The sequence below is a fragment of the Pseudomonas fitomaticsae genome (assembly GCF_021018765.1).
Lineage (GTDB): Bacteria > Pseudomonadota > Gammaproteobacteria > Pseudomonadales > Pseudomonadaceae > Aquipseudomonas > Aquipseudomonas fitomaticsae.
This window is the reverse complement of the sequence record NZ_CP075567.1, coordinates 3587394-3603733: the sequence shown is the minus strand read 5'-3', so window position 1 is coordinate 3603733 and position 16340 is coordinate 3587394. Positions and strand designations below refer to the sequence as shown.

Annotated in this window: 13 protein-coding genes; 4 read left to right on the top strand and 9 right to left on the bottom strand. The window is 59.8% G+C overall.

The features are described 5' to 3' along the window. The 8 genes from KJY40_RS16135 to KJY40_RS16100 form a co-directional block, all read right to left on the bottom strand. Window positions 1–1392: a GntP family permease gene (locus tag KJY40_RS16135; protein ID WP_230731137.1), complete on the bottom strand. Its 1392-nt coding sequence runs from the start codon at window positions 1390–1392 to the stop codon at window positions 1–3. 273 nt (window positions 1393–1665) lie between these two features. Further along, window positions 1666–3081, bottom strand: a complete 1416-nt coding sequence (locus KJY40_RS16130) for a sigma-54 interaction domain-containing protein (protein ID WP_230731135.1) — start codon at window positions 3079–3081, stop codon at window positions 1666–1668. A 40-nt stretch (window positions 3082–3121) separates the two neighbouring features. Further along, on the bottom strand, window positions 3122–4696 hold the full coding sequence (locus tag KJY40_RS16125; RefSeq protein ID WP_230731133.1) for an ABC transporter ATP-binding protein: 1575 nt from the start codon (window positions 4694–4696) through the stop codon (window positions 3122–3124). 13 nt (window positions 4697–4709) lie between these two features. Further along, a complete protein-coding gene (locus KJY40_RS16120; protein ID WP_230731131.1) occupies window positions 4710–5732 on the bottom strand; it encodes an ABC transporter permease in 1023 nt (340 codons plus the stop codon). Continuing rightward, a complete protein-coding gene (locus KJY40_RS16115; protein WP_007952064.1) occupies window positions 5732–6793 on the bottom strand; it encodes a microcin C ABC transporter permease YejB in 1062 nt (353 codons plus the stop codon). The genes KJY40_RS16120 and KJY40_RS16115 overlap by 1 nt, the downstream gene beginning before the upstream one ends. After that, window positions 6793–8661 (bottom strand): extracellular solute-binding protein, encoded by a 1869-nt coding sequence (locus KJY40_RS16110; protein WP_230731129.1) that lies wholly within the window; start codon window positions 8659–8661, stop codon window positions 6793–6795. Before KJY40_RS16110 ends, KJY40_RS16115 begins: the two co-directional genes overlap by 1 nt. Before the next feature lie 135 nt (window positions 8662–8796). After that, the gene (locus KJY40_RS16105) at window positions 8797–9078 is read right to left on the bottom strand and encodes a peptidylprolyl isomerase (protein WP_007952068.1); all 282 of its coding nucleotides are present in this window, start codon (window positions 9076–9078) and stop codon (window positions 8797–8799) included. Window positions 9079–9175: 97 nt separating this feature from the next. Further along, window positions 9176–10045, bottom strand: coding sequence for an esterase/lipase family protein (locus KJY40_RS16100; protein WP_230731128.1), 870 nt, complete (start codon window positions 10043–10045; stop codon window positions 9176–9178). A 336-nt stretch (window positions 10046–10381) separates the two neighbouring features. Here KJY40_RS16100 and KJY40_RS16095 point away from each other — a divergent pair, with 336 nt between their 5' ends. Next, complete coding sequence (locus tag KJY40_RS16095; protein WP_230731127.1) at window positions 10382–11500, top strand: hypothetical protein; 1119 nt, start codon at window positions 10382–10384, stop codon at window positions 11498–11500. A 64-nt stretch (window positions 11501–11564) separates the two neighbouring features. Here the strand turns inward: KJY40_RS16095 and KJY40_RS16090 are convergent, their stop codons facing one another. Beyond that, the gene (locus KJY40_RS16090) at window positions 11565–12635 is read right to left on the bottom strand and encodes a 3-deoxy-7-phosphoheptulonate synthase (protein WP_230731126.1); all 1071 of its coding nucleotides are present in this window, start codon (window positions 12633–12635) and stop codon (window positions 11565–11567) included. Window positions 12636–13283: 648 nt separating this feature from the next. Between KJY40_RS16090 and KJY40_RS16085 the strand changes: the two genes are divergently transcribed. The 3 genes from KJY40_RS16085 to uvrC all read left to right on the top strand — a co-directional run bounded on the left by KJY40_RS16085 (window position 13284) and on the right by uvrC (window position 16322). Beyond that, the gene (locus KJY40_RS16085) at window positions 13284–13727 is read left to right on the top strand and encodes a GNAT family N-acetyltransferase (protein WP_230737705.1); all 444 of its coding nucleotides are present in this window, start codon (window positions 13284–13286) and stop codon (window positions 13725–13727) included. A 127-nt stretch (window positions 13728–13854) separates the two neighbouring features. Further along, window positions 13855–14496 (top strand): response regulator transcription factor GacA, encoded by a 642-nt coding sequence (gene gacA, locus KJY40_RS16080; protein ID WP_032829778.1) that lies wholly within the window; start codon window positions 13855–13857, stop codon window positions 14494–14496. A gap of 2 nt (window positions 14497–14498) precedes the next feature. Next, entirely contained in the window at window positions 14499–16322 is a 1824-nt protein-coding gene (uvrC, locus tag KJY40_RS16075) for an excinuclease ABC subunit UvrC (protein WP_230731125.1), read from the top strand. Window positions 16323–16340: the final 18 nt, after the last annotated feature.

Here is a 16340-nt window from a genome sequence, read left to right as displayed (position 1 = left end):
TCACACAATGCCAGTGGCGTAGAAAGTGCCGATCACCACGAAAACCGCCAGGGTCTTGATCAGCGTAATACAGAAAATGTCCTTGTAGGCCTCACGGTGAGTCAGGCCGGTGACGGCGAGCAGGGTGATCACCGCGCCGTTGTGCGGCAGGGTGTCCATGCCGCCGCTGGCCATCGCGGCCACTCGGTGCAGCACCTCCAGTGGAATGTTGGCGGCGTGGGCGGCGCTGATGAATTGTTCGGACATCGCTGCCAGCGCGATGCTCATGCCGCCCGAAGCGGAACCGGTGATACCGGCCAGCAGGGTCACGGTGATCGCTTCGTTGACCAGCGGATTGGGAATGCTTTTGAGCCAGTCGGCCAGCACCAGGAAACCTGGCAACGAGGCGATGACCGCACCGAAACCGTATTCCGACGCAGTATTCATCGCCGCCAGCAGTGCACCGCTGACTGCGCTTTTGCTGCCTTCGGCGAGCTTGCTTTTGATTGCTTTGAAACCGAATGCCAGCACCATCAGGATGCCCACCAATAATGCTGCCTGCACCGCCCAGATCGCCGTGAGTTTGGCAATTTCAGTAGTGACCGGCGCGGCCATGCCCGGCAGCGCGAGGCTGTGTGTCTTGCCGTACCACTGCGGAATCCACTGGGTGAACAGCAGGTTCATGATGCCCACCGCCAGCAGCGGCGAGAGGGCAATCCACGGGTTCGGCAGTTTCAGGTCTTCGGCGGTTTCCGGTTCGTTGCGCAGTTCGGTGCCGTAGCCTTCACCGGCGCGCTGAGCCTTGTTGCGCTGGCGCTGCAGGAACAGCATGCCGGCGCAGAACACGAAAATCGTGCCGATCACACCCAGCCATGGCGCTGCCCACGCCGTGGTGTTGAAAAAGGTGCTGGGGATGATGTTCTGGATCTGCGGCGTGCCGGGCAGGGCGTCCATGGTGAAGGAGAATGCACCGAGGGCGATGGTCGCCGGAATCAGGCGCTTGGGGATGTTGCTCTGGCGGAACATTTCCGCTGCAAACGGGTAGACCGCGAATACCACGACGAACAGCGAAACACCGCCGTAGGTGAGCAGGGCGCAGACCAGCACGATCACGAGCATCGCCTGGCGGGTGCCGAGCAGACGAATCGCTGCCGCGACGATCGAGCGCGAAAAACCCGACAGCTCGATCAGCTTGCCGAACACAGCACCGAGCAGGAACACCGGGAAATACAGTTTGATGAAACCGACCATCTTTTCCATGAACACCCCGGTGAAAGCGGGGGCGACGGCGGACGGGTCGGTGAACAGGACGGCGCCGAGGGCGGCGATCGGGGCAAAAAGGATAACGCTGTAGCCACGGTAGGCCGCGAGCATCAGCAGCGCGAGGGCTGCCAAGGCGATGATCACACTCATGGTGTGCTCCTTCGATTGTTATTTTTGTGGGTGGAACGGGTGTGGGAAGGGCTATAGCGAGATCTGTGCCAGAGGGTTAAGTTGTTGAAATAAAAGGAATTAGTTTGAGTTTTAGCGGTGGTTTTATAGATTTTGTCTCTATTTTGAGACTTCTGTGAATCGGAAGGCGCTTTCGCGGGCAAGCCCGCTCCCACATTTGAATGCATTCCCCCGTGGGAGCGGGCTTGCCCGCGAAGCTTTTGATGTTGTCTCTCTATGGAGAATGATGTCTCTCTATTGAGACTCTGCGATCCCGAGCGCAATCATCTTCTTGTACAACGTCGAACGCCCAAGTCCCAGCCGCTCAGCGGCCTCGATCACCTTGCCCCCGCATTGCGCGAGGGTTGATTGAATCAACTGCCGGTCAAACCGCTCGCGAGCCTGACTGAAGGTCTCTTGGGTTGCCGGTTGTGACAGAGGTGTCAGCGCTCGCTCAACCGGTGTAAACGTGCCAATCGCCGCCCGAATGTCATCCGCCGTCAGCATCAAGTCATCACTGAGCAATGCCGCTCGCTCCAGCACGTTGCGCAGCTCGCGGATATTCCCCGGCCAGGCATGCTGACCCAGCAACTCCAGCGCTTCGCGGTTCAACTCATGCTGACTGCGCAACTCCTCCAGAATCGCCTCACTGAGCGCCGGCAGATCATCCAGCCGTTCCCGCAGCGGCGGCACCTGAATCGGAAGCACGTTGAGGCGGTAATACAAATCCGCGCGGAACTCGCCGCGCTTGATCGCTGCCTCCAGATCCGTCGAGGTCGCGGCAATCACCCGCACATCGCTCTGGATTACATCATTGGAGCCTACAGGTTCGAACTCTTTCTCCTGAAGTACCCGCAGCAATTTGCTTTGCAGTGGCAGCGGCATGTCGCCGATCTCGTCGAGAAACAGCGTCCCGCCCTGAGCGATCTGCAGTTTGCCGGTGCGGCCCTTGCGGTCGGCACCGGTGAAGGCGCCGGGGGCGGTGCCGAAGAACTCGGCTTCAAGCAGCGCCTCGGGAATCGCCGCGCTGTTGATGCTGACGAACGCCTTGTGCGCCCGAGGCGAAGCGCCGTGGATCGCCTGCGCCAGCAATTCCTTGCCGCTGCCTGTTTCACCCAGCAACAGAACCGGCGACTCAGCGCTCGCGCTGCGACGGGCACGGCGTTTGACTTCCAGGCTGGCAGCGCTGGTGCCGATGAAATGGGCGAAGTTGTATTTGGTTTGCCGGGCGCGCAGCAAAGAACGGGTCGAGGCCAGTTCTTCCTGCATGCTCAGGTAGCGCTTGAGCATCGGCGACAGCGTGCGCAATTCGTCGAACAGGGCAAAACCGATGGCGCCGATCACCGCGCCGGCGTCGTCATGGATCGGCAGGCGCATTACCACCAGCGGCTCTTTCGGCGTGTCCTGCATGTCCAGCAGAATCGGCCGCCCGGTGCGCACCACCTCACGCAGCAGGCTGCCGGGGATCACGCTTTCACAGGGCTTGCCGATGGCCCCGGCCGCTGAGTCAAGTCCGAAGCGTCGTGCGTAGCGCTCGTTCATCCAGACGATGTTCGCGTCGCGGTCGACAATCACCGTGCCTTCACTGGATTGCTCGATGATCTCGAACAACGAACGGATCGCCAGGGTGCGAACCCGTTGGTAATCCTTGAGGCTTTCGGTGGTGTTCATGGCGGCGTCCATTGGCGGAAGTCAGGTGGCGCGATTATGCCTATCCCGGATGCGCCGCCGCCAACAGCTCTTTGGTATAGGGATGCTGCGGTGAATCGAACACGTCATGACTGGCGCCGCGTTCGACCACTTTGCCGTCCTTGATCACGATCATGTCGTGGGCCAGCGCCCGCACCACAGCGAGGTCGTGACTGATGAACAGATACGTCAGGCCATGTTTTTCCTGAAGCTGGCGGAGCAGGGCGACCACCTGCTTCTGCACGGTGCGATCCAGTGCCGAAGTCGGCTCGTCGAGCAGGATCAGCGCCGGTTTGAGCACCAGAGCCCGGGCGATGGCAATACGCTGGCGCTGACCACCGGAGAATTCATGGGGATAGCGATGGCGACTTTCGGGGTCGAGGCCGACTTCCTTGAGCACGCGGATCACCTGATCGTCGCACTCGTCGGCGGTCGACTGGCAATGCACTTCCAGCCCTTCGCTGATGATCTGCGCCACCGACATGCGCGGGCTGAGGCTGCCGAACGGATCCTGGAACACCACCTGCATCTGCCGGCGCCACGGCCGCATCTGTTTCTGGTCGAGGCCGTCGAGTGCCGTGCCCTGGAAGCGAATGCTGCCCTTGGAGTCGAGCAGCCGCAGGATCGCCTGGCCAAGAGTGGACTTGCCTGAACCGGACTCGCCGACGATGCCCAGCGTCTTGCCGCGCTGGATGTTCAGGCTGATGCCGTCCACCGCGCGCAGGTATTGCTTGCGCTGGAACAGCCCGCCACCGACCGTGAAATCAACCCGCAGGTCATCGACCTCCAGCACGTTTTCCCGTTCGTCCCGGGGCAGCGCTTCGCCTTCCGGTTCAGCGTTGAGCAACACGCAGCTGTAAGGGTGTTTCGGCTCGGTGAACAGGGTTTCGCACGGCGCCTGCTCGACGATCTGTCCGGCCTTCATCACGCACACCCGTTGGGCGATGCTGCGCACCAGATTGAGGTCATGGCTGATCAGCAGCAGTGACATGCCCAGGCGCCGTTGCAGGGACTTGAGCAGCAACAGGATCTTGCGCTGTACGGTCACATCGAGGGCGGTGGTCGGCTCGTCGGCGATCAGCAATTCAGGTTCGCAGGCCAGGGCCATAGCGATCATCACCCGTTGGCGCTGGCCGCCGGACAGTTGATGCGGATAAGCCTTCAGCCGTTCTTTCGGTTTCTGGATGCCCACCAGTTCGAGCAGTTCGAGGATCCGCGCCTGAGCTTCCTTGCCACCGAGGCCACGGTGCAGCAGCAGGGTTTCGCCGATCTGCTTTTCAATCGTGTGCAACGGATTGAGCGAGGTCATCGGCTCCTGGAAAATCATGGCGATGCGGTTGCCCCGCAGATCGCGCAGGGTCTTGGGATCGGCGCCGACCAGTTCCTGGCCACGATAACGGATGCTGCCGGTGGTCCGGGCATCGCATTCGGGCAGCAGTTGCAGGATCGAATGGGCCGTCACCGACTTGCCCGAGCCCGACTCACCGACCAGTGCCAGGCACTCGCCGGGACGGATGTCCAGGCACAGGTTGCGCACCACAGTATGGCCGTGGAAGGCGACGCTGAGATCACGGATTTCGATCAGATTGTCAGTCATATCAAGGTTCCGTTCATGAGCGCGGGTCAAAGGCATCGCGTAACGCTTCGCCGATGAATACCAACAGGGAAAGAATCAGCGCCAGGGTGAAAAACGCGGTCAACCCGAGCCACGGCGCTTGCAGGTTCTGTTTGCCCTGACCGATCAACTCACCCAGTGAAGCGCTGCCGGCGGGCATGCCGAAGCCGAGGAAGTCCAACGCGGTCAGGGTCGAAATCGCCCCGGTCAGAATGAAGGGCAGGTAGCTCAGGGTTGCGTTCATCGCGTTGGGCAGGATGTGCCGGACAATCACTTTGCGATCGCTCAAGCCCAGAGCTCGCGCAGCCTTGACGTACTCGAGGTTGCGACCGCGCAGGAACTCGGCGCGCACCACGTCCACCAATGCCAGCCAGGAAAACAGCGCCATGATCCCCAGCAGCCACCAGAAGTTCGGCTCGACGAATCCCGAAAGGATGATCAGCAGATAAAGCACCGGCAACCCCGACCAGACTTCCAGCAAACGCTGACCGAGCAGATCGACCCAGCCTCCGTAATAGCCCTGCAGGGCGCCGGCCGCGATGCCGATCAGGGCGCTGACGAAGGTCAGCATCAGGGCGAACAGGATCGACACCCGCGCGCCGAAAATCACCCGAGCCAGTACGTCGCGCGCCTGATCGTCGGTGCCCAGCCAGTTGACCGAAGTCGGTGGGCTCGGTGCTGGTTTGTTGAGGTCGTAGTTGGGGGTGTCGTCACTGAACGGAATTGGCGGAAACAGCAGCCAGCCACCGTCCTTGCGAATCAGCTTCTGCACGTAATCGCTGCGGTAATCGGCCTGGAACGGCAGTTGCCCGCCGAACTCCTGTTCGGTGTGACGCTTGAACACCGGGAAGTACCACTGGCCCTGATAGCTGACGATCAGAGGTTTGTCGTTGGCGATCAACTCGCCACCAAGGCTGATTACGAACAGACCAATGAACAGCCACAACGACCACCAGCCCCGGCGGTTTTTCTTGAAGCGTTCGAAGCGGCGACGGCCCAGAGGCGAGAGCTTGAGCATCAGGCGTTCCTCGCGGCGAAGTCGATGCGCGGGTCGACCAGCGTGTAGCACAGGTCGCCGATCAGTTTTATCAGGAGGCCGAACAGGGTAAAGATGAACAGCGAGCCGAACACCACCGGATAATCACGGGACACGGCCGCTTCGTAACTCATGCGCCCAAGGCCGTCGAGGGAGAAGATCACTTCGATCAGCAATGAGCCGGCGAAGAACACGCTGATGAACGCCTGGGGAATGCCCGACACCACCAGCAGCATCGCGTTGCGGAACACGTGCCCGTACAGCACCCGGTTTTCGCTCAGGCCTTTGGCGCGTGCGGTGACCACGTATTGGCGTGTGATTTCATTGAGGAACGAGTTCTTGGTGAGAATGGTCAGGGTGGCGAAACCGCCGATCACCAGCGCTGTGACCGGCAATACCAGGTGCCAGAAATAGTCGGTGATCTTGCCCAGCGTCGACAGGGATTCGAAATTGTCGGACACCAGCCCGCGCACCGGAAACCAGTTCAGCGACGTGCCGCCGGCGAACACCACGATCAGGAACATCGCGAACAGGAATGCCGGCATGGCATAGCCGATGATGATCGCCGTGCTGCTCCAGATATCGAAATGGCTGCCGTGGTGCACGGCTTTGCGGATGCCCAGCGGGATCGACACCAGATAAGTGATCAGCGTCGCCCACAGCCCGAGGGAAATGGTCACCGGCATTTTCTGCAGGATCAGGTCGGTAACCGTCGCGCCGCGGAAGAAGCTCTTGCCGAAATCCAGTTGCGCGTAGTTCTTGAGCATCAGCCACAGGCGTTCATGGGCCGGTTTGTCGAAGCCGTACTGTTTTTCGATGTCCTTGATCAATTGCGGATCGAGGCCACGGCTGGCGCGGGACGTGCCGCTCATGGTCTCGCTGGCACCGCCGCCGACACTGGCGCCGCCGATCCCCTGCAAGTGGGCGATGGCCTGTTCCACCGGACCACCCGGCGCGGCCTGGATGATCACGAAATTGACCAGCAGAATGATCACCAGCGTCGGGATGATCAGCAGCAAGCGCCGCAGTATGTAAGCCCACATCAGTGCGGCCCTCCGGGTCTGCCACGGCTGATTTTCTCGGCCGTCATCTGCTGGTTGGTCAGCGGTGTACTGCTGATTTCCCACCAGCTCTCGATCGCTTCGTCATTGCTCGCCTGCACGGTGGGAATACCGAAGCGGTTCCACCACACGGTCGATGTGCCCGGCGGGTAATAGTTGGGAATCCAGTAGTAGTTCCATTGCAGCACCCGGTCCAGCGCATGGGCGTAACGCAGCATGTCGGCCTGGGTCGAGGCGCGGATCAGGCCGTTGATCAGGGTGTCGACTGCCGGGTTCTTCAGCACCATGTAGTTGTTGGCGCCGGGATCGTTGGCCGACGCCGAACCGAAGTAGTTCAACAGTTCGCCGCCGGGGGAGGTGGTGACCGGGTAACCGGTGACGATCATGTCGTAGTCACGACTCATCAGGCGATTGACGTACTGCGAGGAGTCGATGCGACGGATGTCGAGGTTGATGCCGATCTGCTTCAGCGTGCGCTTGTACGGCAGCAGCAGGCGGTCCATGCCGTTCTGGCTGACCAGGAAAGTGAAACTCAACGGCTCGCCACGGTCGTTGACCAATTGATCGCCATCGGGTCTCCAGCCGGCCTGTTCCAGCAGCGCCAGCGCTTGCAGTTGTTTGTCGCGGATAAGGCCGCTGCCATCGGTCTTCGGCGCTTCGAAGACCTGGGTGAACACCTCGTCGGGAATTTGCCCGCGCAAGGGTTCGAGAATCTTCAGCTCCGCGGCATCCGGCAGTTGGCGGGCGGCCAGATCACTGTTGGAAAAGTAACTTTGCTGGCGGATGTACATGTTGCGCATCATCTGCCGGTTGCTCCACTCGAAATCCCAGAGCATGGCCAGTGCCTGGCGAACGCGGCGATCCTGGAACATCGGCTTTTGCAGGTTGAACACGAAACCCTGGGCCGACTGCGGCGCTTCGGTGGCCAGGTGAGCCTTTTGCAGGCGGCCGTCGCTCAGGGCCGGGCTCTCGTAACCGATGGAGTAGCCGGTGGCGGAGAATTCGCGGTTGTAGTCATAGGCGCCGCCGCGCAAGACCTGGCGGGCGACGTCGGTGTCGCCGAAGTACTCGATGCTGAAGTGATCGAAGTTGTACAGGCCACGGCTGACCGGCAGGTCCTTGCCCCACCAGTCGGGATTGCGTTCAAAGGTGATGCTGCGCCCGGAGTCGACCTTGCCGACCCGATACGGGCCGCTGCCCAGCGGCGGTTCATAGCCGCCACCGCCGGCGAAATCACGGGTCTTCCACCAATGTTCGGGAAATACCGGCAGGGTCGAGATGTCCAGCGGCAGGGTGCGGTTCTCGTTGCTTTTGAAGTCGAAGCGCACGGTGAGCGGGGCTTCCACTTCGACGCCTTTGACGTCGGCGAACTGGGTGCGATAACGCAGGCTGCCCTGAGTCATCAGCAAATCATAGGTGTAGCGCACGTCTTCGGCGGTGATCGGTTTGCCATCGGCGAAGCGGGCCTTGGGATTGATGAAGAAACGCAACGACAGGCCGTCATCCGAGCGTTCCATTTTCTGCGCTACGAGGCCGTATACGGTGTAGGGCTCGTCGAGCGAGCGCTGGGCCAGCGGGGAGTACAGCAAACCGTCGATCTGGCTGACGCCGATGCCTTTGTCGATGTACGGCAGGACATGATCGAAGTGGCCGATCTCGATGGCCGAGCGGCGCATCGTCCCGCCCTTGGGCGCCCGGACGTTGGTGTAATCGAAGTGACTGAAGCCGGGCGGGTATTTTGCCGGTTCGCCATAGACGGTCATCGCATGCTGCGGTGCGGCGTCCACACCGGTGATCCCAAGCAGCAGGGTCACGGCAGTGAACATCAATGTCGGGAAAGCCAGTCGCATTGTCAGCCTTAAAGCCGGGTAATCGATAAGCGCAATTTGTACGCGAGCGGCGCGCCGTTCGCCAGCGGTGTGGTGTAACCAAAACAAAACGGCCCGCCATCAGGCGGGCCGTTGCACAGCAGGTCGGGCTGAATATCAGTCCTGACGGCTGGTGACTTCCAGCAGGTGGTAACCAAACTGGGTCTTCACCGGGCCTTGCACGACGTTGATCGGCGCGCTGAACACCACGGTGTCGAATTCCTTGACCATCTGGCCAGGACCGAACGAACCCAGGTCGCCGCCCTGGCGGCTGGACGGGCAGGTGGAGTTGGCCTTGGCCACTTCGGCGAAATCAGCGCCACCTTCGATCTGGGCCTTGAGTTCGTTGCACTTGGCTTCGCTGGAAACCAGGATGTGGCGGGCAGTGGCTTTAGCCATGGGGAAACTCTCCAATCAAATCGTTAAAGGAGTGAGCGTACCGGATTCAGTGGCCGATTTCTCTGCAAAGTTCCATTCGCTCGTCTGATACCGGTCGCTAGAGATTAGCCGCTTGCAGGCGCAAGGCGTGTTCGACGTAAAGCTTGACGGGATCGTTTTCCGTGAAGCGCTGACCGATGCCTCGACGCAGGCTGCGCAAATGGTCGAGCGGATAATCGGAACGGATCACGGTGCCGAGGTGTGAACTGAAGCGGCCGACAAAACCGTCGTTCTGCGCGGGTTCTGTAATGAAATACTTCGACAGGGCCAGGCAGATGCCCTGCACCGGATCGAGGGCCTGCACGGTCAACTCGGGTACAACACCACTCCACGAATAATAGCGAACGCCATCGACGCGCTCGGCTCCCTGGCCACCCCAGGTTTTGGGTAGGCCCTGCGGGTATTTGTCGTTGAATTGGCCGACACCCTCTGTTGTCAGCGCATTAAGTGCTGCCAGTGCATGGCGAGGCAGTGTTTTGTGCCCGCTGAGCAGAGACAGAAAATCGGAAAACAATGTGGCTACATTCTGGGCCACGGTCTCCGGCAGCCGCCCAGGGATCAATGCCTTGCGCAGGAAGTCAGCCAGCTCCGAGCCGTGATTGGGACCGCTGACCGACGTCACGGACGCAACCTTTTGTGGCGCTAGCGCCGCAGCATACCGAGCGGTCAAAGCGCCCTGGCTGTGACCGATCAGGTTGACTTTTGTCGAGCCTGTGCCTCGGAGCACGGAGTCGATCTGGGAGAGCAATTGCTCGCCTCGCACTTCATTGTCATGAACAGCCGACAAGTGCGGTACGAATACCTGGACCCCGACGGCCTTGAGCGCCTGTTTGACGTCATGGAACAGTTCGAAAGAGCCAATGCGCTCGAATCCGAACAGGCCATGCACCAACAGTACGGGATAGAGAGTTGTGGCATTTCGTTGCATTTTTCGTCCTTGATCGCAGGGATTCATCGATGTTGTCTGCGTGCAACTCTAAAACAGTCGTTGCGCGGGCGATGCCTGAAGAGTCCTTCTAGTGCGGTGGAAACTGGATCAGTGTGCGTATGAAATTTCATTTTTGAATGAGATCCGGTTCTGAATATTTGGAGGGTTCCCGCCTTATCGAGCTTGTTATTCCCATTTTTGCCTACTTGCTTCAGTGCGATTAACCCTGTCCAACAGGGTGTCTGGCTGACATCGAATGGCCTACGAAGCGCGTTAAATAGAGGTTCTTTCACGCAGTCTTCGGCGGCGTGTCATTTCCAGGGAATGGAGCAGCGAATGAATATGTCGGATGTACAGACAACGGACTCGCGAGAGCGAGCAAAGGGAATGGATGCTGAAAGCGTCGGGGTGTTCGAGCGTTGTCGGGGACGCGAACAGGGTTTATCGCTGCCCGTGCCCGCAATCGATTCACTGGAAGGTGCGGTCCTTGATCCCTCACTGCACAGGGTCGTCGTGCGGATTGCCCCCTATCCAGGGATGGCCTGCGGGGACAGGATCGTGTTGAGCTGGCGTGGCCTCGATATCGAGGGGGTGCCATATCACCATCAGATACCGCGATTTATCAGCGAGGCCCAATTGGGACGGGAGATCGTTCTGGTCGTGCGGGGCGTCCACGTTGCAGCGCTGGACGGAGGTTCGCTGGAGGTGTTCTGGACATTGACCAGTGTCGCGCGGTCGGAGCCACTGACTTCCTTGCGCAGGCAACTCGATGTCGGAGACGTTCGGCACAGTCTGGTGCCGGTCACTCTCGAGGATGCCGTCGGGGGCTGCCTCGACCCCGCACTAGTCATCGACGGGACCTCGGTCACGCTTCAGCCTTATCCCGGGATGTGTGCCGGCGATCGGGTGCGGCTGATCTGGGACGGTCCCGCGCCGGAGGCATCATTTCAAGACACGCTGATCGTTGAGTCCTTTGCTGTCGGTGAGCCTCTGGTGTTGGGGATAGCCCCCGAATTCATCACTCCGCATCTCGGCGGGGAGGTGGTGGTTCGATATTGTGTCGAACAGCAAAGCGGCGCGATTCGCGAATCAGGTGCGACGCGAGTCATCATCGCTCCCCTGAAAAGAGGTGAATTGGCGGCACCCCAGGTGCTCGAAGCCAATGACGGGATACTCGCTGTACAGGATGCGATCGACGGCGTGAGTGTGCTGATCAGCGATGCGCGGGTAGAAGAGGGGGAACTGGTTTATCTCAAGTGCGACGGCGAGTCATTCTTTCACCGCGATGACCGCGAAATAATCAGCGGAATGGCCATGCAGCCTTTGGTCTTCATCGTGCCGTATCGATTCTGGCGGGAGCATGTGGACACCCTTGTACAAGTGTCCTATTCGGTCGAGAGGCTTGATGATGTGAGCCAGGTGTCCGGCGTGACCCTGCTCCGAGTACAGGGCTGATCCGTTCACGTTGAGCATCGGCTGGCCCTCCGGGTGAATGACACACCGGAGGGCTGCTTGGCTGTCAGGCCTGTTGTCGAATGCGTTGCGCGGCATCCAGTAACAGGCGTTCTGTTGCATCGAACCCGAGGCAGCCATCGGTCACGGAAACGCCATAACGCAGTGACTCGCTCAAGGGTTGACATCCCTCGAACAGGTGCGACTCGAGCATCATGCCGATCAATGAGCGGTTACCTTGAAGTCGCTGTTCCAGCACATCGTTGAACACGCCCGGCTGGCGGAGCGGGTCTTTGCCGCTGTTGGCATGGCTGCAATCGACCATGATCCGGCTTGGGATCTTCAGTCGGGTCAACTCGGTGTTGATGATGGCAACGCTTTCGCGGTCGTAGTTCGGCCCTTTGTGACCACCACGCAGTACCAGGTGGGTGTCCGGGTTGCCCGAGGTCTGGATGATTGCCGGATGGCCCTGGCTGTCAACGCCGAAATGGCGATGGGCATGCGCTGCCGAACGCATTGCGTCAACGGCGACGGTCACACCGCCATCGGTGCCGTTCTTGAAACCGACCGGCATACTCAGTCCACTGGCCATTTCCCGGTGGATCTGTGATTCAGTCGTGCGAGCGCCGATGGCGACCCAGCTCAGCAAATCATCGAAGTATCCGGCGGCCACGGGCTGCAGCAGTTCGGTGGCAATCGGAAGACCGAGGCGGATCATTTCCAGCATCAGTTCGCGCGACAGCGTAAGGCCGGCAGCCATGTCGTCGCTGCCATTCAGATGAGGATCGTAGGCGAGGCCTTTCCAGCCGACGGTGGTGCGAGGTTTTTCGACGTAGGCACGCATCACGAGCAGCATGTCATCACGGACTTCGTCGGCCAGGCGCGAAAGTTTGCTGGCGTATTCAAGCGCGGACTCGGGGTCGTGAATCGAGCAGGGGCCGACAATCACCAGCAAGCGCGGGTCATGGCCATCGAGAATCGCGCGGACCGCCTGGCGGTGGGCGACGACTTGCTGGTTCAGCACATTGCTCAGGGGCAATTGCTGTTTGAGTTGCAGCGAACTCGGCAGACGCAGGGTCAATGCTTCGTTGGCAGGGTTCAGGGTAGACAGTGGCAGAGCAGAAACGGACGAGTTCATATTCAGTCTTCCAGGGCGGACGGCGGGGGCTTCCCGCTCACTCGGCCCTACTGGGGTGTTCGACAATTGGCCGGATTGGCTACGTGTGTTGGCTTGCCACCTGTGGGTGACCGATCGGAGGCGGCAGGCTGTCCCGAGCGGAGGCTGGTAAATCGCCAGGCGGTAAAACTGTCGTAACGGTAATAAGTGGCGTAGTTCATTTGCTGAATCCTCAAAGTGTCTGGTGTGTTGCTGAAAAAGTTCGGGCCTGAGAAAACAAAACCCCCGGTCGGGAGGCCGACCGGGGGTTGAGAAATCTCTGGTAGGCGACCCGTTCAAATGGGCGCCGTGTGGGTATCAGGCGCGCCAGTGGCTAAACCAATACCCAAAATAAAAGCTTGCTGGAGCAGCGCAGACGCCGTTCACCCGGGCAGCCGCAACCGAGCGCGAAGCGCTGGCGGTACGAAGCTGTGAAAGGGCGTTGAACATGAGCTGTCTCCAAAGAATGCGCCGAGCTTACTAGAGGCCGCTGTGCATCAGCAATCAGAAATTGCTATCGAACGTACAAGAGCGACTCTATGGGTTGAGCGCCCGCCAAGGTATGACACACTCTGCTTTCTGAACCTGCGCTCAAGGAAGGGCCTGAATTTGAAGAATATCGAGGCAGGAATGAGTTTTGAGTTACGCCAGGCAACGTCCGCCGACCTGTCGTTTGTGCGAGAGCTGACTTGCCGAAACATGCTCCGCTACTACATTCACTATGACTTGCTGTGGCAGGACGAGGCGTTTGATGTCGCCTGGGCCGGGCGTGAGAACTGGTTGATTCTTCGTGAAGGCGAATTGACGGGGTATTTCAGTCTGAGTCGTGATGCACGGGCTCTGTATATCCGCGAATTGCAGATCGTCGAAAGCGCTCAAGGCCGGGGCGCGGGATCCTGGGCGATCGATCAGATTATCGCGATAGCTCTTCTCGAGCGTCGCCCGGCGTTGCGCCTGACGGTGTTCAAAAACAATCCGGCGCAAAACCTGTATCGAAGAAAAGGAATGTTTGTGCAGGGCGAGGACGAGTGTTTCCTGCGAATGCAGCTCGATTTCAGTACACCTGTGCTCTGAAACCCACGGCTGGCAAGCCCTCGATGAAGAATTGAAACTTTTTATATGTCGCTTGCCGCTAGGTCTGCCCGGCACTTTTTGCTAAGGTGTCCGGCATCCCAATAAGACCATATCGCGAGGTGTCTGCTTGATTAGGGTGCTAGTGGTCGACGACCATGATCTCGTTCGTACAGGCATTACACGGATGCTGGCCGATATCGATGGCCTGCAGGTGGTAGGCCAGGCCGAGTCCGGGGAAGAATCCCTCATCAAGGCTCGTGAGTTGAAGCCCGACGTGGTGCTGATGGACGTCAAGATGCCGGGCATCGGCGGCCTTGAAGCCACGCGCAAACTGTTGCGAAGTCATCCCGACATCAAAGTGGTCGCGGTCACCGTGTGTGAGGAAGATCCGTTTCCTACACGGTTGTTGCAGGCTGGTGCGGCGGGGTATCTGACCAAGGGCGCCGGATTGCCGGAAATGGTTCAGGCCATTCGCCTGGTGTTTGCCGGCCAGCGCTATATCAGCCCGCAGATTGCCCAGCAATTGGCGATCAAATCCTTTCAGCCGACCAATGATTCACCGTTCGATGCGTTGTCGGAACGGGAAATCCAGATTGCGTTGATGATTGTCGGCTGTCAGAAGGTTCAGATCATTTCCGACAAATTGTGTTTGTCGCCGAAAACCGTGAACACCTACCGCTACCGCATTTTCGAGAAGCTCTCGATCAGCAGCGATGTCGAGTTGACGCTGCTGGCGGTTCGTCATGGCATGGTCGATGCCAGCCTCTGACCATGACTGAAACATTCGATTCGGGCGCCTTTCTTTCGACCGTCAGCGGGCGCCCCGGCGTGTATCGCATGTTCGACAGCGATGCGCGTCTGCTGTACGTCGGCAAGGCCAAGAACCTCAAGAAACGTCTGGCCAGCTACTTTCGCAAGACTGGCCTGGCGCCGAAAACCGCGGCTCTGGTCGGGCGTATCGCCCAGGTCGAAACCACCATCACCTCCAATGAAACAGAGGCGTTGCTGCTCGAGCAAACCCTGATCAAGGAGTGGCGGCCGCCGTACAACATCCTGCTGCGCGACGATAAATCCTATCCCTACGTCTTTTTGTCTGACGGGCAATTCCCGCGCCTGAGCATTCATCGCGGGGCTAAAAAGGCCAAGGGCAAGTATTTCGGTCCCTATCCGAGTGCGGGGGCGATTCGCGAAAGCCTCAGCCTTCTGCAGAAGACGTTCTTCGTGCGTCAGTGCGAGGACAGCTACTACAAGAACCGGACCCGGCCGTGCCTGCAATATCAGATCAAGCGTTGCAAGGCGCCCTGTGTCGGGCTGGTCGAGCCTGAGGTTTACGCCGAGGATGTGCGTCACTCGGTGATGTTCCTCGAAGGACGCAGCCATGCGTTGACCAATGAGCTGTCGACGGCGATGGAAGAGGCTGCAATCAACCTCGAGTTCGAACGCGCCGCCGAACTGCGCGACCAGATCGCATTGCTGCGCCGGGTGCAGGATCAGCAGAGCATGGAAGGCGGAACGGGTGATATCGATGTGATCGCCGCCTTCGTCAATCCTGGCGGTGCCTGCGTCCACTTGATCAGTGTGCGGGGAGGGCGGGTGCTTGGTAGCAAGAATTTCTTCCCGCAGGTCGGGATCGAAGAGGACGTTGCCGAAGTCATGGCGGCGTTTCTGGGGCAATACTTCATCAGCAGCCCGGAACGCGATTTGCCGAGCGAGTTGATCGTTAACGTTGTGCACGAAGATTTTCCTGCGCTGATAGAGGCCATTCAGGCGTTGCGCGGACGTGAGTTGACCATCAGTCATCGGGTTCGCGGTACGCGCGCGCGCTGGCAGCAACTGGCCGTGACCAATGCTGAACAGGCGCTGGGGGCCCGGTTGGCCAACCGACAACACGTTGCCGCACGTTTCGAAGCGCTGGCTGAAGTGTTGAACCTCGATGAGCCGCCACAACGGCTGGAGTGCTATGACATCAGCCACTCCAGCGGTGAGGCCACGGTGGCTTCGTGCGTGGTGTTCGGCCCGGAAGGGGCGATCAAGTCGGATTACCGTCGCTACAACATCGAGGGCGTGACCGCCGGCGACGATTACGCCGCCATGCATCAGGCCCTGACCCGACGCTTCAGCAAGTTGAAGGAAGGCGAAGGCAAGCTGCCGGACATCCTGTTGGTGGACGGCGGCAAGGGGCAGTTGTCGATGGCGCGTGATGTGCTCAACGAATTGGCTGTTCCGGATCTGATCTTGCTGGGGGTCGCCAAGGGGGCCACGCGCAAGGCGGGATTCGAGACTTTGTATCTGAATGATGCGGCAAACGAGTTCACCTTGCGGGGCGATTCGCCAGCGCTGCATCTGATCCAGCAGATTCGTGACGAGGCCCACCGCTTTGCAATCACCGGCCACCGCGCACGGCGCGGCAAGACTCGACGCACGTCGACGCTGGAAGGCGTTGCGGGCGTTGGGCCGACCCGGCGTCGGGACTTGTTGAAACATTTTGGTGGATTGCAGGAGCTGTCTCGTGCAAGCATCGAAGAGATCGCCAAAGCACCGGGGATCAGCAAAAAGCTAGCAGAGTCGATTTATGCAAACCTGCATAGTGAGTAGAATGCCCATTCACCTCGT